Consider the following 20111-nt stretch of genomic DNA (forward strand, 5'->3'; position numbering starts at 1 on the left):
CGGGGACCTCCCCGTCAATTCCTTCATCCACCCTGCTGGACGCCCCATCGGACACCTCCATGATCGGGGCGTTGCTTCGACTGGTTGAATTCGCCCAGTACGCGTCGGAACAGATCACCCTCTTCGCCGCCCAGAACGGCATCACCCGGTCGATGGGATACACCGGGATCTGCTGGGACAACGCCATGGCCGAGAGCTTCTTCGCGACCTTGAAAACCGAGTTCTACTACCGCCGGGTTTGGCCCACCCGAGCCCGCGCGATCCAAGGCGTCGCGGACTGGATCGAGGACCGCTACAACCGCCGCCGCCGGCACTCCTCGATCGGGCACGTCACCCCAGTGGACTTCGAGATGCAATACTCGTCACAGGCCGCAGAGATCCAACTCGCCGCTTAACCCGTGTCCACTCTCCGGGGTCAAGGCCACATTGGGGCTGTCTGCGTAAGAATTTCGAGCGCTTGGTGCAACCGAACGAATATCTGGGCTCCATCTTCCGCCGCTACCAATAAGCTGGCAACGATCTGGCTAAACGCTGGGTACCGTCGTGCGCCCATGATTTGCCGGGCACGAATCAAAGCATCAGGGGACTTTCATGACACAATCGCTCGCGCCCGCCGTTGTTCCGATGAATGATCTGTCACGCGGCATCGACCGTGACAGGGAAGACTTCGCTCGCGTATTCGACGAGGTACTGGCATCCGGATACGTGATCATGGGCCCCAAGCACGCCGCGTTCGAGCAAGAGCTGGCGAAGTACCTCGGGGTTCTGAGTGCTTCCGGCGTTGCGTCTGGCACGGATGCCTTGGAGATCGCAATCAAGGCGGCTATGCCCGCGGGGCGGAGCATCGTGATGACGGCCGCGAATGCGGGCGGATACACCACGACCGCTGCTCGCCGAGCGGGCTACAACGTGCGATACGCGGATGTCGACGCGAACTCGATGTGCCTGAGCGTGGAGACCGTCGAACAGCACCTGTCGTCCGAGATCGGCGTGGTCGTGGTGACCCATCTCTACGGTAATCTCACCGACATCAACGAACTCGTTGCCGTGTGCCATTCCCACGGAGTGAAGGTCGTCGAAGACTGCGCGCAAGCGATTGGAGCGCGTTTGAGCGGGGTCGCCGCTGGATCTATCGGTGATATCGCGGCTACCAGCTTCTATCCGACGAAGAATCTAGGTGCCCTTGGCGATGGAGGAGCAATTTTCACGAATAGTGAAGAGCTCGCCGTGCGCGTCCGAGAGCTCCGCCAGTACGGATGGTCGTCGAAGTACCGCGTCACGCGCGCGGGTGGAACCAACTCCCGGCTCGATGAGCTACAAGCCGGCTTCCTTGGTGTACGCCTGCCGCTTCTCGACGGGTTGAACGAGCGCCGACGGTCTATCGTGGCGTCCTACGTCGCCGCCGCCATGGACGGACCGCTGCAGGTGCTGCCCGCCGCCAGTGCCCACCACGTGGCCCACCTGGCTGTCGCGCTCACAGATCGCCGCGACGAGATACGGGCCGCACTCAGCCTCGGTGGCGTACAGACCGATGTGCACTTCCCTGTTCCGGACCACCTGCAGCCTGGTTTCGCTGCTGCCGCGCAGTCCCTTCCCATCACCGAACGCCTCGCGCAGGAAGTACTGTCCCTACCGTGCTTCCCGGAGATGACCGATGATGAGATCGACGCAGTGTGTACTGCGATCTCGGCGTTGCGGTGACCCAGCCGGTGAAGTACTCAATCGTCATTCCGGTTTACGGCAACGCCGGGAGCATCCCCGCACTGCTGGAACGGCTCGAGAGCATCTCTGGCGTTCTCGACAACGAGGTCGAAGCAGTGTTCGTGGTCGACGGATCACCCGATGATTCGTTCGAAATTCTCGGCCGGCTCCTGCCCCGATACTCTGTTCCTTCCCAGCTCATCCACCACTCGCGGAACTTCGGCTCTTTCGCCGCCATCCGAACCGGCATGGCAGAGGCCAGAGGCGATTTCATCGCAGTGATGGCGGCGGATCTGCAAGAGCCCCCGGAACTGGTCATCGACTTCTTCCGCATTCTCGCCAACGATGAGGCAGACGTGGCCGTCGGCCGCAGAGAAGGCCGGAACGATCCTGCGATCAGCAGCTGGTCTTCATCGACCTTCTGGCGGCTGTATCGTCGCTGGGTGTTCCCGAGCATGCCAGCCGGCGGCGTTGATATCTTTGCCTGCAGTCGTCCGGTTATGGAGGAAATCCTCGCTTTAGACGAGTCCCATTCCAGTTTGGTCGGGCTGTTGTATTGGGTTGGGTTCCGTCGAGCAGAAGTTCCTTACGAACGCCAGGAGCGGGAGCATGGCAAGAGCGGGTGGTCGATCTCAAAGAAGATCAGATACCTGCTCGACAGCGTGTTCTCCTTCACGGACCTTCCATTGACTTTGCTCATCGCGGTCGGGGCATTCGGAGGATTTCTGACGCTGGTGATCGGGCTTGTCGTACTGATCGCGTATCTCGCTGGAGCCATTGCCGAGCCCGGCTATACGCCGCTGATGTTCGTCATGCTGTTCTCAACGTTTAGCATTCTCGTCGCCTTGGGAATTGTCGGAACCTATGTCTGGCGGACATTCGAGAACACCAAGCGGCGCCCACATGCCGTGACCTCGAGTCGCTGGAGGTCAGATGTCGATGCAAAGGTCTGAGCCCTGGCACCACAGGCCCTCTTTTCGGTTCCTGCTCGTCGGTGGTACCAACACCCTGGTCACCTCAGCCATCGTGGTTGTCCTCAGCTTTGTCATGCCAGGCATTTGGGCCTTCACAATCGCGTTCTCTCTTGGCCTTGTTTATTCGCTCCTGCTCACCGGGCGCTGGGTTTTCAAGTCCCAACTGACGGCCAGTCGGTCTGCAACCTATGTGGGGGCCTATGCGGGCATCTACCTGTGTGGACTCGCTTTCGTATGGGCTGTGGGCGCGGTCGGCGGTCCGCCCTGGGTGAACGGCGCCAGCGTTCTCCTCACCGCGCCACTGAGTTTTGTGGCCGGCCGCTTCATCTTTCCCCGTACCCAACCAAGTCAGGTAGAAATCGCATGACCACACCATTCGTTCACCCCCAGGGCATTTGCGAGTCTGACAAGGTTGGGGTCGGCACGACGATCTGGGCCTTTGCGCACGTGCTGCCGGGCGCCGTGATTGGCCAAAACGTCAACATCAATGACCACGTCTTTGTTGAAAATGACGTCGTTATCGGTGATCGGGTGACGGTGAAGTCGGGCGTTCAGCTATGGGACGGCATCGAGCTTCACGACGACGTGTTTGTCGGTCCGAATGCGACGTTCACCAACGACCGCTTCCCTCGCAGCAAGCAGTACCCTGACGAGTTCCCGCGCACAGTGGTGGAGCGTGGCGCTTCTATCGGGGGAGGCGCGGTGATTCTCCCCGGAGTGCGCATCGGGCAGAGTGCGATGGTCGGAGCGGGTGCCGTTGTCACCCGGGATGTCCCTCCGTTCGCGATCGTAGTCGGCAACCCCGCCAGAATCACCGGTTACGCTGACGGTGCCGGCCGCCGTATGTCGAACTCCGGCGTTCAAAATGTCGTGCGACCGAGTGCGACGCGAGTGGCACCACTGGTCGCTCTCAAGCAGGCGACCGACATGCGCGGCAGCCTGATGGTCGCTGAGTTCGGCACGGACCTGCCCTTCGTACCTCGCCGATTCTTCAGTGTGTTCGACGTCCCCTCTATCGATGTGCGCGGCGAACACGCCCACAAAGTGTGCGAGCAATTTTTGGTCTGCCTGTCGGGATCGGTACGGGCAATAGTCGATGACGGTGCCAAGCGGGAGGAATTCCTGCTTGACAGCCCGGACCACGGTCTCCACATGCCCGCTATGACCTGGGGAACCCAATACGCCTATTCTCCTGACGCCGTCTTAGCCGTTTTTGCGTCTCACCCGTACGACGGCGATGACTACATTCGCTCATACGCCGAGTTCCAGGTTCTGGTCGCGGCTCAGTAAATGGTCGACGTCGGCACGCGCGACCTGTCGCGCCCTGAAACATTCTCCACGGAGTCCAGAATGCGAAGGGCCGGCCCGATTGCCGCATTTGTGCTGGCGATTACGATGACCTACGGCTTCGAGATCTTCTCGTTTCACTTGACCCTTGACGAGGAGCTATTCGGCGAGGCTGCCCAGGGCTCGTATAGCCTCCTCTGGCTCGCGCAGGGCCGCTGGGCAATGGGCGCATTGACGATGTTGGTGCCGAGTCCGGTTGTGCCCGTCGTGTCGGCGCTGCTGGGCGTGGTGCTGACGTCCGCGGCTGTCTGGATCGTGTGCCGGCGGTGCATGCGGATGGGGCTGTGGCCGACCGCGCTTGCTGCCTCTCTGGCCTGCACGTTGCCGACTCTTCCGTTCATGTTCTCGTTCTCAACGATCGCGTACGGAATAGGGGTCGGAAACTTACTCCTGGTCGCCTACTTCGTCGGCATCACGTCTAAGTCATGGCTCTGGCGATCTGTCGGGGTCTTTGCCTTTGCGTTCGCCATCGGCATCTACGATTCCTTCCTCGCCGCCGGGGCCGCGCTGGCGATTGCCGTCATTTGCCGGCGGCCCACGTGGTTGAAGACCGTGATGGTTCTCGCATCCATCGGGCTGGCACTCTTAGCATCCAAAATCATCGCCTCGATTGCCCAAGCTGTCTTCGGCGTCGGGCAGGACGCCTACGTCGGCAAGTTCATCGACCTCGCCGGGGTCCTGGCAGATCCAACCGGCCGTGTCAAACGAGCGCTCTCCAGCGTGTGGGACGTGGCGTTCCTGTCGCAGGAACGTTTCGGTCTGCACTCGCCGTGGCTGGGTGTGATGCTGGTCGCGATGATTGCCCTCGCGATCCTAGGCGCGCTTCAAAACAAGGACGTGCGAGGTAAGGCCGTGAGTCTGATGGGTCTGGCAGCACTTTTAGCGCTCCCAGTCGCCGTGGAGTTGGTTTCCGTCAGTCCCGTGCTGTTGAGGTCCATGGTGTACCTGCCGATGGTTGTTGCAGTCCTAGCGGGTTGGGCGGCGCAGGGATTAGGTACTCTTCCGTCGAGGTCAGCTGCGATCACGTCCGGACTCCTAGCAGCGGTGACGGTGCTTGCTGTCGTTGGACAGGCGACAATTTCGAACAGGCTATTTGCCGCCTCCGAGATGACCTACGCGCAGGACCAGAACCTGGCCTTCGACATCGGTCAGGAGAAGGAACGCTTGGTCGACACCGTCACAGGCGAGAATGTTGCGCTGTACATTTCCGGAACACATCAGTGGCCGTCATCAGTCTTCGTCCCCGCCAAGGAGAACCTTGGGGTGTCGTTCTTCTCAGGGCAGGTCGGACCGGATGGCATGCAATATCGGACGGCGGCATTTCTTCGTAGCCAAGGTGTGGCGGTGAGGATGCCCGACGGCGCAGAGGCGGAGCGCAGCAAAATCAAAGCAGACTCGATGCCAAGCTATCCGCAGGCCGGCTGGGTCTCCTACGACGAGGGCGTGCTGATTGTGAATTTTGGGCCAAGCGCGCCCTAGCTTCCTAGGACGAGGGGCCGGAAACGGCCCCGCATCGTGTGGGCGAAGCCGAGTGGGTGTGGCCTAGGCTGGGACGGCAGGGGCTCAGATGGGGGAGCGATCAGCTGGTTTCCGGTATCTCGGCTACCACCGAACTATTGCCCGATTCAGGGGAGCCTTCACCGATGACGACCGAGAATTCAACCAAGCGTCGACGCCCGAAAGCGCCAAGGCTCACGCGACGCACGTGGTGGATCGCCGGGATCGCCGCAGTACTGGTCCTGTCACTTGGCGCGGTCGTTGTTGCTCAACCCTGGGCTGGGGTGGAGACCGTGCGGGAGGGTCCTACCGCCACGCCGACGGCTACTCCAGAGGCGGCCCCCGTCATCGAGACGCTGCCCACTTCTGACGACTTTGACTGGTGGACGCCCATCACACCATCGGACAGTGCGGAATTCGTGGGCTCTTCGACAGCCCAAGGCGGACAGTCCGCTTTGGAGATCCGGAGTGCCGGACCACAGTCTGAGACCGACCCACCTCGGCTTCAGCAGGCCATTAGTGTCGAACCCGGCGGTGACTACACGCTGACCTTCTGGGCAAAGGGCACGGACGTCGGCGAGAACGCCATTCAGGTGCGCCTGGGTCCGTTGGCGGGGGAGACGACCTCCGTGTCATTGCCTGCAGGAACATACGACTGGACGCAGATGTCGCTCGACTACGTCTCGCCGGGGGACAGCTCGAAGATGAATGTCATGGTCATGGCCGTTGGTCAGGCAGGTTCCGCCCTGGTCGATTCTTTCGTGGCGACCGGAAACGGTATCGCGGTTGCGCAAATCATGAACTCGGACTTTGAGACCCATTCAGGTCAGGTCGCTCTGACGAACAAGTCCCTCATGCTCACCCAGGGTGAGGCTCGACTGGATGTTGGCTCGCGGCAATTCGCCGGCGGCGACATCACTTGGTCGATCGTCGATGAACTCGGCGCTGCGGTTATCGACGGCACCGAGAAGCTCGAGGACCACTACACATCCATTGACCTGACCGAACTCCCGCTCGGCTACTACCGACTCAATCTCAATGCGGCGCTCGAGAGTGGTCCGCAGGACAGGTCCACAACCTTCGGCGTGATCGATCCCTATGACGGTGTCGCTTCGACATCGGCATTTGGCACCCACCTCCACTTCCACGGCGGTGAGGCGCGCATCGACAATCTCATCGGCACACTGGCCGATATCGGAGTCGGGCACGTGCGTGCGGACGTCGGCTGGTGGGCGACCGAAGGTGAACCAGGCGTGTACAACTACGAGGCCGTCACGGTGAATGCGATGGAGGAGTACGCCAAGGTTGGCATTGATGCACTTCAGCTGCCTGTGTACTCGAACCCGTTCTATGACGACGGGCGCACGCCGAGCACGCCGGAGGGTCTCCAGGCGTATGCAAACTTCGCTGGTGACCTTCTGAACCGGTTTCCCAACGTGGGCAAGGACGTCGAGGTCTATAACGAGTTTGACCACACTTTCAACAGTGGAGTCTGCGGCCCGACACCCGAGTGCTACATGGACATGCTGTCGGTCACGTCCGACTACGTGAAGTCCGTGGATCCCGCGACCACCGTGGTGGGCCCGGGGAACGCCGGAATGGGCTTCAAGCTCGAATGGCTGCAGAAATTCTTCGATCTGGGTGGCTTGAATTACGTCGACGCGGTGAGCGCACACCCGTATGTCCAGCCTGGGGCTCCGGAGAAGCTCGCCGCGGATCTGGACACCATCCAGCAGATGATCCTGACCGCAAACAACGGTGAGTCCAAGCCGATCTGGCTGACAGAAATGGGCTGGGCCACCAAAGAAGGCTGGGTGAGCGACCAAAGCCAGGCGGACTACCTTGTTCGAGTTATGGCCCTGTCGTTCGGTCACGGTGTGGAACGCTTCTATTCCTACGAAGCCGCCGATTCGAGCCTGATGGCAGGCGACATCGAGTCGAACTTCGGACTGTTCGAGGCGTCCACATCGTTCGTGCCGAGTGCCTTCGTACCCAAGTTGGCTGCGGTAGGGCAGGCGCAGATCGCCCAGCAGCTGCAAGGCAAGACGTTCACCGTTCAAGAAGACGCCGGAGAGAACGTCAGTTCATACGTATTCGGAGAAAAGAAGGATGCCATCCGTGTGATCTGGACGGCGGCTGAAGGCTCGACCGTCACACTGGCAAGTAAGAAGCCGGTCACAGTGACTTCGTTGGACGGCGGAAGCACAGTTATGGACCCGGTCAAGGGCGTGGTGACCCTCCAACTCACCGGGACTCCTGTCTACCTGGCGGGGTCCGTCGGCCTGGCAGCCGCGGTGGGCTAGTACGGCGGGTCCGTGCACACCGCTACGATACAAATTGGGGAGTCTCCAATTTTGTGGGGCAGATACGGTGCGCGCGCACGACCCTTGCTGCGGTCCTCGACTGCGGCCGCCCGTAGTTTCCCGACACTTGGAGTTCGAATTCCGTGAATACCCGCTGGACCCTGATCACCGTCACCTGGAACAGCGCGGAGACTCTGCGTACATTCTGGGGCAGTCGACCCCCGGAAAACGTGCAGTGGATTGTCGTCGATAACGCGTCCACGGACACAAGCGTTGGAACGGCGGAGTCACTGGGTGCATCCACTGTCATCGCACTGGAGAAGAACATCGGATTTGGCGCGGCCAATAATCGCGCCCTTGCGTTGGCCACGGGGGAGTACATCGCGTTCGTGAATCCCGACGTCTCGGTTGAGTACGCCGACCTTGACGGGCTCGCTCGAATGATCGACGTTCGCGGTGGCTTAGTCGCTCCCCAACTGGTCAACCCGGATGGAAGTCTTCAGGCCAACGGGCGGGGAATGCCCACTCTCTCGAACAAGATCAGGAATCGCACTCGCACCACCCCTGGCGTCGAGGATTCGTACAATATCTACGCCGCATCCGGCGAAGCCCGTTACGTCGTTTGGGTGATGGGGGCCGTTGTCGCCGGCAGCGCACAGACGATCCAAGCGCTCAAGGGCTGGAATGAAAAGTTCTTCCTGTACTACGAGGACAGCGAGATCGGTGTCCGCGCTTGGCACGAGGGGTACACAGTCGTTCTCGATGGTGCCTTCCGTTGGGTACACGGGTGGGCGCGGGAGACGAAGACCTTCCGGTTGAGGCCGTGGATGCGTGAGATAGCGTCAATGACTCGTTTTTACAGTCTTTTTCCGGAGTTTCTCTGGCGCAAGGGCAAGATCGCGTCTCGACACGGCAGCGCTCATCAAAAAATGGGTCGGGTTCTGGCGGAGGTCTCGTGACGCCTGTACGGTTCGTGCCCACTCCAACGAGCCTCATCTTCACGGTGCTCAACGAGGAGCTCGCGATGGCCGCGTTCCTGCAAAGCATCCACGAGCTGTCCGAGAAACCACAGGAGATCGTGATCGTGGACGGCGGCTCAACGGACGCCACGGTGGCGATCATCCACAATTGGATCCCACCGGAGGGCGTGGAGGTCCGAGTCGTGGTGACACCGGGAGCAAATATCTCCGCCGGGCGGAACCAGGCGATCGGGATGGCCTCCAATCCCATCATCGCGGTGTCCGATGCAGGCGCCACCCTGGATAACCGCTGGTTGGAGCGACTTGTTCGACCGCTCGGAGTCAACGCTGACGTCGCGAGCGGATTCTTCGTCTCATCTGGGACGACCTTCTGGGAGCGCGCCATCGGAGCCGTGATCACGCCCTCGCTGTCTGAAGTGGACGGCGAGTCCTTTCTGCCGTCGAGCCGCTCAATTGCCTTTCGCAAGTCGGTGTGGGAAGCAGCCGGGGGGTACCCGGAATGGCTGGACTACTGCGAAGACCTTCTGTTTGATCTTCAGCTCAAGGAAGACGGCGCTGTTTTCGTTTTTGTGCCCGACGCCATCGCATCGTGGAACGCCAGACCTAGCCTGAAAGCCTTCGCCAAGCAGTACTACCGGTATGCGCGCGGAGACGGGAAATCCGGTCTCTGGCGACGACGGCATCTGGCCCGTTACAGCGCGTATGCCCTGGGCCTGGCTCTGGTGGCTGCAGCCTGGCTGAGTCCGTGGTTCCTTGTGATCCTGCTCGCCGGAGCCACGGTCTACCTCGCGAAATTCCTGCGCCGTGTGGTGAAGGCCAGAGGGTCACTGGGTGCCGAGACCGCCGGAGTCTTCTTGTTGGCGCCGCTCATTGTTGTGACGGGGGACATCGCCAAGATGGCTGGATACCCGGCCGGACTCTCGTGGCGTTCGCGTAACCAGCACTTGTGGCAGGTGGCCGTATGAGCGTCAGCGACGGATTGCAGCTTTCCTGCATCGTCGTGCATTTTGAAAGCCCTGCGACGTTGCCGGCAACTCTGGCGGCGCTAGAAGCGGCGCAGGTGCTGAGCGCGAAGACCGTGGTGGTGGACAACAGCATGTCCGACGAGGCGAGCGAGTCTGCCCGAGCAATTGCGGAGAGCGCTGGGTGCCTCTTTCTTCGTGTCGACAATCGGGGATACGCTGCGGCAGCAAACTCCGGCTTGCAATTCCTGACGTCGCGGGGCCTTCGCACAGAACGGGTCTTATTGTCGACTCACGAGTCGCTCCCCGAGCCGGATGCTGTGAAGAAACTCCTGGCGGCCTTCCAGAGCGATCAGGCCATCGCGGTCGCGGGTCCGCTGCTCTTCAACAGCGGGACCGTCGGGTCAGAAATCTGGTCCGCCGGCGGGCGTCTGTCGCGAGTGTTGAAAAGGCCTCGCCACCACACCGACAAGCTCGACCTTCAGGGCGCCCCGGTGGACCGGGCTTGGCTGGACGGCGCATTCACACTGTACGAAACCGCTGTCCTCGAAGAGGTGAAGCTCGACGAATCGTATTTCCTCTATTTCGAAGAGACGGATCTGCACGTACGCCTCGCCCGGCTGGGCCGCCGGGTTGTTGTCGTTCCTGGAGCGCATGCTTCGCAGAGCTCGAACGGCATCCCACCGCGGCTGCTGGGACGGAACCTGTTCCTCTTTCAGGCGAAACTGTTCTCGCCCTGGCGGGGCAGGCTCGCAGTCGGCTTCGAAGCAGGCCGGTCCCTCGCGAGAAAGCTGCTCACCAGGCGCGGCCAATGGAGAGATTCAGCAAGCATCATCAGCGGCTGGCTGGAAGGCGAAAAGAGCGTTCGCGCCGGCGCCCGAAGTGATGAGTCAGCAATAGCAAGGAGCGCCCATTGAACGGGGTCTCGACCGCAACCAAAGCACCGCCGAAGAGCAGGGCTCGCACGTCTATCGGGGGGGTCTTGCTGGCGTCGTACGTCGTCGTCATCCTCCTCGCCACCCTGTGGCCGACCCCGCTGGACCAGGGATACAGTGCGGCGATTCAGAAGGTGCTCGATGTCGTGCATCGCAACGGCGTGCCGGAGTGGTTCGGCTACAACAAGCTCGAGTTCACGGCGAATGTGGCGATGTTTGTGCCGCTCGGATTTCTGGCCGCCCTTCTGTTGCCCACCAGGGTCTGGTGGCTGGCACTGCTGATCTGTCCTGCGTTGTCCATCGCTATCGAGTGGACCCAGGCGACCTTTCTGGCGGCCCGATTCGCCACTGCGACCGATGTCATGTCGAACAGCATTGGTGCCGTGATTGGGATACTTGCCGCCGTAATCCTGCGATCGATCGTTTATGAGCGCGATCAGAAGATCATTGCGCGCGCGTTGTGGCAAAACGGTATCCGCACCTGAGTCGCCGAGGCCGACCGTAAACGGGTGGTCTAAGATCCTTGTCGTCTCGTTGTACACGAACTAAATACCAATACTGACCAGGGGTGAGCACAGTTTCGGACTTTGCAGATGAGACGACGACAATATGACAAGCATGACAGCGCGGCCGCCGAGGTCCAGCGAGTCCGTGGTTAGACGTCAGCGCACGCGAACCTGCCTTCGGATCGCGAGTGCTTTACTTCTATCGTTCGGGCTCTTCTTCCCCTATTTCCTCGAGCAGCTCGGTAGCTTGCGTCTCTTCACCGTGGGGATCGGCTTCGCGGCACTCGCGCTCGAGATATTCCTCATGGAGCTTCTCCTGAGACTCCGGATTATTGCGATTGCTGTCGTCGGCGGGTATCTGGCCGTGGCTGTGGGGGCAATTGAACTCGTGGCACGCCGCATAGACGATCGACTGTTCGCGGTAAACGCTGAGCACCTGTTCGTAATGCTGCCACTCTTCGCTCTCCTTGCGTGGCTCATCTATCGATCAGGCCAGGGTCGAATCTACGTCGTCGTTCTTCTCTGCGTCGCGACTTCGGTATCGGTCCTGGCGATCGCTGAGTCTCTGTTGGGCCAATCGCTCTTGGGCCGTGAGTACAAGTTCGCTACCAGCCAACGAGAGGGGCTCACACGAGCACTCGTTGGCTCCGAGAACGTACTGGTACTGGGCGCAATCCTGGCGACCATGGTTCCGCTGTCGCTCAAATTCCGACGGCTCCGAGTCAAGCTGCTCGTGAGTGCGATCCTGGTGGCCGGGGTATGGGCAACGGGTAGTCGAGCCCCGGCGGTTATCTGCACCGCGATTGCGGCTGTCCAGCTGTTCCCGGTGCTCCGTGCGCTTCTCGTGCGATTCTTGTGGGTTGTCCATGCAGCAGCAGCAGCTGCCCTAGCAGGCCTGGGCTATATGGCCCTCTTCGTGTGGGCCCCATTTATCGCCGGAGCGACGGGACTGGAGTACAGCTCCAATTATCGCTGTGCGATCTATTCATTGGCGCCGCAGTTCCTGGCAGACCGCCCACTCGGATACTTCCTCCAATCGGCACCGGCAGGGCGATGGCTCGTCGATTCTGAACTACACGGTGGCGTCGACATCGCCAGATCGGTCGACTCTGAAATCGTCTGGGCCATCTTCGGATTGGGCTGGATTGGGCTCGCGATGTTCGTTGCCGCGGTCTTCGTCTCGATCGCTGCGATCAAGTACGACGTTGCGATCGGCCTGTCAGCGCTGACCCTGACATCGTTGGGCTTCATCCTTGCGCTGCATGGGTGGGACGCGATGAGTGCACTGTGGTATGCCCTTCTCGGCATCTGCGTGGGTATTGCGGTTCTGCCGTGGGTTCGACGCCGGATGGGACCAAGACGCCCACTTCGTGCTGATAAGAATCCGTTGTCTGTCGATAGCCGCTAGGACCTGCCCGCCCTCTGGCGCAGCGACGAGGGTTGTCTACCGTCGGTGCTCTCGCAGGGCAGCGCGTTCCGTCAGCTTAGGGACGACGCCGAGACCTGTGGGCGAGACTGGCCAGCCGGATTTTGACCTTCGAACGCAGCGCGTCGGGAACCATGAATTTCAGGGCGTCACGGCGATGCCCGGTGGGCACGGATATGAGCAGTCGCGCGCGGTCCAAACCGGGCATGTATGGCGCGTCACGTAGCCGGGAGGCCCACAGCGGTTCGGCCAACCCTGAGGCAGACTGGAAGTCGACGAGCGCCTCTTCCAGCTCACTGAGCCCAGTGGCGGGCGGGCCGCTTCGCGCGGGCGTCGCGGCTGCCTCGTCGGGCGAGGTGGCCGACGTTTCAAGGAGCCTGTCAAGGTACCTGTTCCATCCTGGTGACAGGTGATCCTCGACAACTGCCCTCTGAATGACTTGACCCTGCTGTCGACGTTCGTGCGGCTGGGTTGTCAACGCTGCGAGTGCCTGGATGTACTGGGCCCGGTCTGTGTAGTGCACGCCATGGTCCGTGAGGGACAGGTCATTCGAGGTGAGGACTGAGTCCGCAACAGTCTCGCTGAGCGCCAAGACTGGCACGCCTCGCGCTGCGGCATCCAGGAGCGAAGTGAGCGACGCGAATGGGATCGAGTCGACATAGAGGTCAGCCGCACCGTAGTAGTCGTCCAGGCCTTGGACCATCCCGACGGCCCTGAACCGCCCGTTGGTCTCCTCACTGACGGCCTGCCATCGCCCTTCTGGTTCCGGGCCAATGACCAGAAGAATCGCCTCGGGATGCACCAGCACGAATTCTCGGTGGATGTCAATGAAATGGTCCCCGGGCAAGGCTCCGTATTTATAGCCTGATGCGATGGAAATGATCACGACGGCATCCTGCGCAATGCCGAGTCGATCACGCGCAAGTCGTCTGTCGGTCTGCGGCGGAGCAGTGAGAGGAATCGGCAGAATGGTCGAAATGGACCCGGGCAGATTTCGTTCCGCGATCGTCAACTGTTGACCGGCGGGCCTGATGTCAGCCACCGCATCCGCTATCGAACCGCCAGCCCAGAAGACGTGATCCGCGTGATTGAGGAAGACGATCCTGGCAGGGACGTTGGCGAGGGCGATTGACGGGACCACGTCGTAGGGGTGCACATGAAGCACCATCGTGTGGACGCCGCTCTCGGCGATTCGCCTCAGCTCAGCCGCGCGAACAAGGAGACTGCTCGACGTCACTCCAAGCGAGACGATCTGGCCCCCCGAGGCCGCAACCGCATCCGCCAGCTGGTGCGGCACTGGGATACCTTGCTGTCCCGTGAGAACGACGGAATTGATGTGGCTGGCGTCGTTTTCGATCCACCGCCAAACCAACCTTGTGTGGCCACCCGCTGCATAAGCTTGAGAGAGCACGTGTACGACGTGGCCTGAGAGATCAACTCGCATCCCCTGCGCTGGAGGGAGGCGCTCGCCTATTCGTGCTGCCAAGTCCTCCAATTTCACACTCCGGAACATCCCTGGGTGGTTGTACCAGGCAAACCTCGCGGCCGACTGCAGCGAGACGGCAGCACTGCGAAAGCGGTTCTTGTGGATGGCGTGAGCTGCCTGAGCAACGAGTCCGTCGAATGCAATGCGGTTCTCAGCGGCATGGGCGCGAGGATGATCGGCAACAGGCTTAGACAAGGACGTTCCCTTCGTTCTCGGCCTGTCGCTCTGTGGCCCGCATACGAAACAGGCCCGTAAGGGCGGTGGCGGAAACGACTACGGCGACGACGATGCCAACGATGAGGCCCGCGGGCGTATCCGCCTCCATGCCCCACAGTGCAAGGGCGCCACCGGCGAGCAGCGCGAGAATCAGAAGCCATGTGGCACGACGAAGCGCGAATCCCGTCTCGCGATACGCGAGAACCAGGACTACGAGGACATAGAGTGCGTATGCGCCCACGTATGCAACGCCGAGCCCCGCGAGTCCTCCCTGCGAAGCGATGGGAATTCCGAGGGCAAGATAACCGACGTTGAAGCTCAACTCACCGATGAAGAATGCCCCGCGAGCCTTGCGAGCCAGAAGCAGAAATGCCACTGCCCAACCGACAACCTTGAAGATATCGCCGAAGAGCTGCAGGCGAAGAATCCCTGTCGCGGCTTGAAAATCCTCCGCGTAAAGAATGTGAAGAACGACCGGCGAGAACACAATCATCCAGAGCAGGACCGGGCCGCCCAAGAGCAAGGCGATGCGGACTTGATAATCGACGCTTGCGTTCAGGCTGCGGAGATCCTGGATCTGTGCGCTGATGCGCGGATAGTACTCAACCGCGAGAGCTGAGAGCACGAAGCCTAGATACATGCTGGTGATCGTCCAGGCGGCCTGGAAATGCCCCGCCGCAGTGATGCCTCGGCCCTGCTCAAGCCACACCCGAATAGCCAGCTGTGTGCCACTCGTGAGGAGCAGACCAAACATCACTACCCCGCCGAGTGTGACCAAGCCCCTCAGCTCTGGCCACCACTGACTGCGCGTGGGGAGAGAAGCCGCCTTGGGCTCCCGGAAGACGAACCAGGAGCTGCACGCCAACGTGGCGAGGGGCGCAGCCGCAAGGGCGGCGATGACTCCCGCCTGCCCGGAAATCTGAAGTGCGCCGATGGTCGCCACGGTTCCCACGAGGGCGCCAAATGTATTGCAGATGGCCAGCGATTTGACGCGGCCCATCCCATTCAGAAGCGCGATCTGGGCGCCCGAGATCACCATGGCGGTGAGGGCTACCCCGAGGGCCACCATGGTCGCCGGGTCAGCGTCGCCGGGGAGGAGGAGGCCGCCGAGCGTGAGCCCGAGCAGAACGACGATCAACCCGCCGAGTCCACCGAACCAGCTCGACGCGATGAGGAGCGCGGACTTCACTCGTTGGAACTTGGCCGGATCGGCTGCGGCTGCAGCAGTGGCCTGGATTCCGCTGGTGTTCATTCCCAGGCTGAACAGGACAACGCCGAAGTTCGCTGCTGAGGTGAGAATCCCGAGCAAGCCGACGCCAGGTGCGCCGACTTCGAGTGCGATGAATTTGTAGCGTACGGCCCCAAGCGCAACCACCATGATGGAACTGAGTCCCACGGTCGCAGTTGCCCAGAGAATTCGTTTCATTTTTCAGTCCTAAAGCCCAGGCGCGCCGCGAGCCAGCGAAGACCTTGATTAAAATATGCGGTGATCAGCACGTCTGGCCTTGCCGCATAGACGCATACGAGTCTATCTGTATGTCAGAACGACTCTGGAAAGGCATCCTGGCCAATGGGGCTCGACCACCACACAACAGAGTGCTCGCGAGGGAATTGCGAGCGCGTGCCACGATCACGGCGTCCGAGGCAATCCTGCGTCAGCTAAGGCTGAGGATATTTGTGCGGCAAGGAAAGGCGCGAGCGTTCGGGAGAAGTCCAACGTCATGTGGTGGCTGTCGAAGTACGTTATGAGCCCGCCGATGACGGCGTGGCAACGCCCGTCAGCTGAGCAGAAGTTCGAAGAAATATCGATGTATGGAATTCCTCGCGCCTCGGCAATCGCCGCATCCGTTTCAGCGAGGGCGACGGGAATCCACGAGCACGGGTCGTAGCTCACTTTGCTCGCCTCCACGCATTCCGCAGCGGTCGTGGCCCCCGGCAGGGCGGGCGAATCACCCAACATAACGACTGCCTTGCCCGCATCCACCAATCTTTGTATTTGCGCGGTTGCCTCAGGATTCGCGGACACGCCAGATGCCGAAATGATGACAGCGTCGATGTCAGCGCGCTGAGCAAGACTGTCGATCACGGCGTGCCCCCACTTATAGCACTCCGCCTGATCCTCGGCGATAGAGCTGTCGGCGCTTCGCTGTTCGATCTCTTCCGCAGACTCCAGACCTGAGCACCGGGCGCGCACATGCGGTATCAGACGCCAGTTCTGCGCTTTAGACGCAAGGGCGAGCGGCTCGACCATGTGCTCGCCATGAGAGTTTCCGATCACGGCGATCGTCAGATCGGGATTGTCGACGGCTCCGAGTTCACAGGTAGCGAGGACCGAGCCTGCTTCGGGCTGGCACCCGCCTCCAGCCAGCGCGCTGCCTTCGTTCCAGTAAAGGTCGCTCGACGCGTAGCCGGGGTCTACCGATTCGGTGATTGCGAATGGGGCGTCACAGCCGTTCTTCGTGTTTATGGCGCCGGCCCCGAGGCAGACTCCGACTTTGTCGAGGGTCTCGGCGCGAGATTGATAGGTCGCAGCGAGGTGGATGCTCGAGAGGACTGTGACTGTGGTCAGAACCAATATCCCTGCAGCCATGAATGCGTAAGAGGGTGTCTGTCGCGCGGCAAGCTTTTTTGCCTTTCGGACGGGATCCTCAATCACAAGTTTGGTAGCGACTGCGAGGACCAGTGTGACGGCCAGGATGCCTAGCTTGCCCGCGAGGGTGAGGTCGTGACCCAGAACGAACGGAAACAGCACGATGAGCGGCCAATGCCAGAGGTAGATCGCGTAAGAGGTGTCGCCGACGAGCTGTACGGGCGAGGCCTTCACTAACCAGCCTGGTGTCCATCGCGTCTCCCGCTGGCCGGCATGGAGGAGCAGCATTGACCCAACGACCGGGATTAGTGCGATGTAGCCGGGGAACTGCGATTCAGCGCTGAACCGGAGCGCAGCGTAGAGGATGAGGCCCAGGCCGCCCCAACCTGCAATCTGACGCAAGGCACTGTCGAGACGTGGTCTGGTCCCGCTCACTGCCCACGTTGGGAAGAATGCCAGCAACCCACCGCCGGCGAACTCCCAAGCACGAGTGAAAGTGCTGAAGTACGCGGAGGGCTGGCTGCGTGCTGTTTCAAATATGGAGTACGCCAGGGACAATGCAAAGACGATGGTCAGGGCGATGCCAACAGCTTTCCGATTGACTTCGTCGGTGCGTCGGATCTTTGACGCTACCCAAACAGCGATCAGGATGATGATCGGCCATGCAAGGTAGAACTGTTCCTCGACGGACAGCGACCAGAAGTGTTGCGCCAACGTGGGCTTGTTATCGGCGCCCAGGTAGTCCACGGAGCTGCCCGCCAACACCCAGTTCTGGACGTACAACGCACTGGCGCCGAGCTCATTCAGGGTCTGTTGGAGCAGAGATTTAGGCACGAACACCAACGCCGCCAGCAGGGACGCGCCCAACACTGTGAACGCGGCAGGAAGGAGTCGCCGGATGCGTCGCGCCCAGAACTTAGCCAATCCGACGGTGCCGGTGCGCTGCACTTCGCTGAGCAAATGGCTTGTGATCAGGAAGCCCGAGATCACAAAGAAGACGTCAACCCCGACGTATCCGCCCGGAAGATACCTGGGCCACACATGGAATACAACAACGAGAGCAACTGCGATGGCGCGAAGCCCCTGAATGTCTAACCGTTTCCCCTGCACCGCGCGAGCCTATCGTGACGGCAAGGTGAGGAATGAACCGTCTAGCCGCAGGCCGGTTCCACGTCCTGGACCGTGGCATGGATCATCGGGGTGCCCCGGACTTCAAGAGGTCCGTAATCCCCCTCGGCGCCGGTGAACGAGGCGGTGACCGTACTCGACTCGCCAGGGGCGAGATAAGCCGTGAACGAAGCCACGGGCCGTCCAAGGTCATTTCCGGCAGCGTTCACGGTGGTGTCATGGCCCGCAGCGTCAACATGGGCGTCGGTGAGAGTCGCTCCTACCGGCCCATACACGAAGACTTTGGTGCTCGTGAGTTGTGGACCGTAGTTCCCGCTCGAGACGTAGTCAGGGAGCGCGTTCGCCTCATCGGGCGTCAGCTTGGACTGCAAGGTCACCGAGGTACTGAAGCTTGGGGTTGGCCCCGCGACGCAGATGTCGCTCGTCGTGGTCGTTGCGGTGTGAAGAAAGTAGTCCATTTTGGACGCGGAAGTGTCCTGGTAGTAAACGCCGATGGCGGTGCTAGCGGTGTTGTCCTTGGGCAGAACTCCCTGGATCCGAGTTCCGTCCAAGGCCTGCTGTTCCGTTGGGTCAGCACTCCAAGCCATGATGCTGCCCTGGTTCACCCCTTCCGTGACGGCCGAGATCATGGCATTCATGTCGAACTCGCCACTGATTACCTTGTTGAGGATGGCGGACGCGGCGGATTGGAAGAAGGCATCGATCTTTTCCGGCTCCTGGTACGAGTCATAGCGGTAGTAGACGTCGTGCACGAGCAAACTGACAGCGTTATCGCTGGACAAGATGTCGCCGCTGGGCAGGTCGATGGGTCCCGTAGCGGCGAGAATACGCGCGAGAGCGAGAGGGTCAACGGAGATCACGCCGTTGGCCGTCAGTCCCTTGTCACGGATCCAGTACGCACGCATGAGTTCAGCCGCGGTCGGAAAGTCGGGGCGGCTTGTGGAGGTATTCGGGTAGCGAACCAGGTAGTCGGAATAGAGATCGATTGCGCTCTGGTCAACAGCCACGTCAAGTTTCGTTCCCTCAATCAGGTCCTGACTGCCGGCGCCCTGGGCCGCTATGGAAATTGCGCCATTATCAACATTGATGAGGGTGTACGAGGCCGCGCTGCCTCCAAGCGCCGTGCTCTCTGCATTGTTCTGGAAGGCCAATAAGTACGTTCGAGGGCCATCTGCCCCAAGGGCAGGTCCCGCCAGTTGCAACAACGGCGCGGCACTTTTGACGGCAGAGTTGGCCTTGACCAGGAGGTCGTCCACCTTCGTCACTGCAGCTGAGACTGGTCCGACGGTCGCGGATGCGTCCACTGTTGCCATTCGCGCCAACGACGCCTCGAACACAGTTTGAGCGGTTGCTGCGATGTCTTTCACGTCCTCGAGGGGCGTGATGTCGAACCCACCGGTAACGGGGTCTCTGGCCGTGATGTCGTAGCTCGCAATGAGTTCGACCGCGGGCGTGGCGACGTCCTGGACTATCGCGTCGATGCTTTCCGAGACGGCACGCACGGCTCTGAGATTCTCACCGGCGAACGGGATGAACTCGGCGGCGCGCCAGGTCAGGTCCCGGGTCCCAGCGGCAGCGCTTGCGGACTTGTCCTGCAGTTCAGTACTCGTCGCGGTCAGAGTGGTGGAATCCCCGCTCCCGATCTCGGCTTGCAGCTGGTCGACGAGTGCCTGGGACGCTTCCAAGTCTGTCTTGACGACGAGCACGCGCGTGGCAAGCCACGTGACGGATCCCAGCACGAGTATCCCGGCGATAACGAGGCCGATTTTCACTCGCCGTTTCGCGACGGACTTGCGACGACGGTGACGTACGTCCGTGCGCGAAGGGCGGGAAGACGCTCGTTTGGATGCTCGTGAATTCACAGGTCCACCTTATGGGAGTGCGGCTGAGAGGTCTGGGACCGCACCGCAAAGGTGTCGCGAACGGCCCCAGTAAAGGGGACGCACATGCACCCTGGCAAAGCACTGAGTAGTGTCGAGTCTGTGTAACTATGAATTTGGTGTGTCTGGGACAGAGGTTTCCAGATGCATGTATGTCAGGCGACGGGGGAACGAGTGGCA

Annotated in this window: 16 protein-coding genes; 12 read left to right on the top strand and 4 right to left on the bottom strand. The window is 61.1% G+C overall.

Annotated elements, in window-relative coordinates; genetic code table 11:
* From RCH12_RS09570 to RCH12_RS09625, 12 genes are all read left to right on the top strand, one after another.
* Positions 1–395, top strand: a 395-nt coding sequence (locus RCH12_RS09570; RefSeq protein ID WP_327016727.1) for an integrase core domain-containing protein, incomplete at its 5' end; no start/stop codon positions are given.
* Between the two features lie 196 nt (positions 396–591).
* The gene (locus tag RCH12_RS09575; RefSeq protein WP_327016728.1) at positions 592–1701 is read left to right on the top strand and encodes a DegT/DnrJ/EryC1/StrS family aminotransferase; all 1110 of its coding nucleotides are present in this window, start codon (positions 592–594) and stop codon (positions 1699–1701) included.
* A complete protein-coding gene (locus tag RCH12_RS09580) occupies positions 1698–2654 on the top strand; it encodes a glycosyltransferase family 2 protein (protein WP_327016729.1) in 957 nt (318 codons plus the stop codon). Before RCH12_RS09575 ends, RCH12_RS09580 begins: the two co-directional genes overlap by 4 nt.
* Positions 2635–3042 carry a GtrA family protein gene (locus tag RCH12_RS09585; RefSeq protein ID WP_327016730.1) on the top strand — a complete coding sequence of 136 codons (408 nt, stop codon included), beginning with the start codon at positions 2635–2637 and terminating at the stop codon, positions 3040–3042. Before RCH12_RS09580 ends, RCH12_RS09585 begins: the two co-directional genes overlap by 20 nt.
* Entirely contained in the window at positions 3039–3965 is a 927-nt protein-coding gene (locus RCH12_RS09590; protein ID WP_327016731.1) for a WxcM-like domain-containing protein, read from the top strand. The genes RCH12_RS09585 and RCH12_RS09590 overlap by 4 nt, the downstream gene beginning before the upstream one ends.
* Positions 3966–5501, top strand: coding sequence for a glucosyltransferase domain-containing protein (locus tag RCH12_RS09595; protein ID WP_327016732.1), 1536 nt, complete (start codon positions 3966–3968; stop codon positions 5499–5501).
* A 164-nt stretch (positions 5502–5665) separates the two neighbouring features.
* Entirely contained in the window at positions 5666–7822 is a 2157-nt protein-coding gene (locus RCH12_RS09600) for a glycosyl hydrolase (RefSeq protein ID WP_327016733.1), read from the top strand.
* Positions 7823–7965: 143 nt separating this feature from the next.
* A complete protein-coding gene (locus tag RCH12_RS09605; protein ID WP_327016734.1) occupies positions 7966–8781 on the top strand; it encodes a glycosyltransferase in 816 nt (271 codons plus the stop codon).
* Positions 8778–9767, top strand: coding sequence for a glycosyltransferase (locus RCH12_RS09610; protein WP_327016735.1), 990 nt, complete (start codon positions 8778–8780; stop codon positions 9765–9767). Before RCH12_RS09605 ends, RCH12_RS09610 begins: the two co-directional genes overlap by 4 nt.
* A complete protein-coding gene (locus RCH12_RS09615) occupies positions 9764–10681 on the top strand; it encodes a glycosyltransferase family 2 protein (RefSeq protein ID WP_327016736.1) in 918 nt (305 codons plus the stop codon). Before RCH12_RS09610 ends, RCH12_RS09615 begins: the two co-directional genes overlap by 4 nt.
* Positions 10678–11184: a VanZ family protein gene (locus RCH12_RS09620; RefSeq protein ID WP_327016737.1), complete on the top strand. Its 507-nt coding sequence runs from the start codon at positions 10678–10680 to the stop codon at positions 11182–11184. The genes RCH12_RS09615 and RCH12_RS09620 overlap by 4 nt, the downstream gene beginning before the upstream one ends.
* A 166-nt stretch (positions 11185–11350) precedes the next feature.
* On the top strand, positions 11351–12613 hold the full coding sequence (locus tag RCH12_RS09625; protein WP_327016738.1) for a hypothetical protein: 1263 nt from the start codon (positions 11351–11353) through the stop codon (positions 12611–12613).
* A 76-nt stretch (positions 12614–12689) separates the two neighbouring features.
* On the opposite strand, the gene RCH12_RS09630 is transcribed toward RCH12_RS09625, so the two are convergent.
* The 4 genes from RCH12_RS09630 to RCH12_RS09645 form a co-directional block, all read right to left on the bottom strand.
* Complete coding sequence (locus RCH12_RS09630) at positions 12690–14312, bottom strand: hypothetical protein (protein ID WP_327016739.1); 1623 nt, start codon at positions 14310–14312, stop codon at positions 12690–12692.
* Positions 14305–15759 carry a hypothetical protein gene (locus RCH12_RS09635; protein WP_327016740.1) on the bottom strand — a complete coding sequence of 485 codons (1455 nt, stop codon included), beginning with the start codon at positions 15757–15759 and terminating at the stop codon, positions 14305–14307. Before RCH12_RS09635 ends, RCH12_RS09630 begins: the two co-directional genes overlap by 8 nt.
* Before the next feature lie 204 nt (positions 15760–15963).
* On the bottom strand, positions 15964–18033 hold the full coding sequence (locus tag RCH12_RS09640) for an acyltransferase family protein (RefSeq protein WP_327016741.1): 2070 nt from the start codon (positions 18031–18033) through the stop codon (positions 15964–15966).
* A gap of 41 nt (positions 18034–18074) precedes the next feature.
* On the bottom strand, positions 18075–19823 hold the full coding sequence (locus tag RCH12_RS09645; RefSeq protein ID WP_327016742.1) for a DUF4012 domain-containing protein: 1749 nt from the start codon (positions 19821–19823) through the stop codon (positions 18075–18077).
* Positions 19824–20111 lie beyond the last annotated feature (288 nt).

It is taken from the genome of Cryobacterium sp. MP_3.1 (genome assembly GCF_035984795.1).
Classification (GTDB): Bacteria; Actinomycetota; Actinomycetes; order Actinomycetales; family Microbacteriaceae; genus Cryobacterium; species Cryobacterium zongtaii.

What these genes read in the sequence shown, in the direction of transcription:
- RCH12_RS09585 (WP_327016730.1), top strand. Translation starts at nt 2,635, where the DNA reads ATGTCGATGCAAAGGTCTGAGCCCTGGCACCACAGGCCCTCTTTTCGG.
- RCH12_RS09590 (WP_327016731.1), top strand. Translation starts at nt 3,039, where the DNA reads ATGACCACACCATTCGTTCACCCCCAGGGCATTTGCGAGTCTGACAAG.
- RCH12_RS09600 (WP_327016733.1), top strand. Translation starts at nt 5,666, where the DNA reads ATGACGACCGAGAATTCAACCAAGCGTCGACGCCCGAAAGCGCCAAGG.
- RCH12_RS09635 (WP_327016740.1), bottom strand. Translation starts at nt 15,759, where the DNA reads ATGAAACGAATTCTCTGGGCAACTGCGACCGTGGGACTCAGTTCCATC.
- RCH12_RS09575 (WP_327016728.1), top strand. Translation starts at nt 592, where the DNA reads ATGACACAATCGCTCGCGCCCGCCGTTGTTCCGATGAATGATCTGTCA.
- RCH12_RS09595 (WP_327016732.1), top strand. Translation starts at nt 3,966, where the DNA reads ATGGTCGACGTCGGCACGCGCGACCTGTCGCGCCCTGAAACATTCTCC.
- RCH12_RS09615 (WP_327016736.1), top strand. Translation starts at nt 9,764, where the DNA reads ATGAGCGTCAGCGACGGATTGCAGCTTTCCTGCATCGTCGTGCATTTT.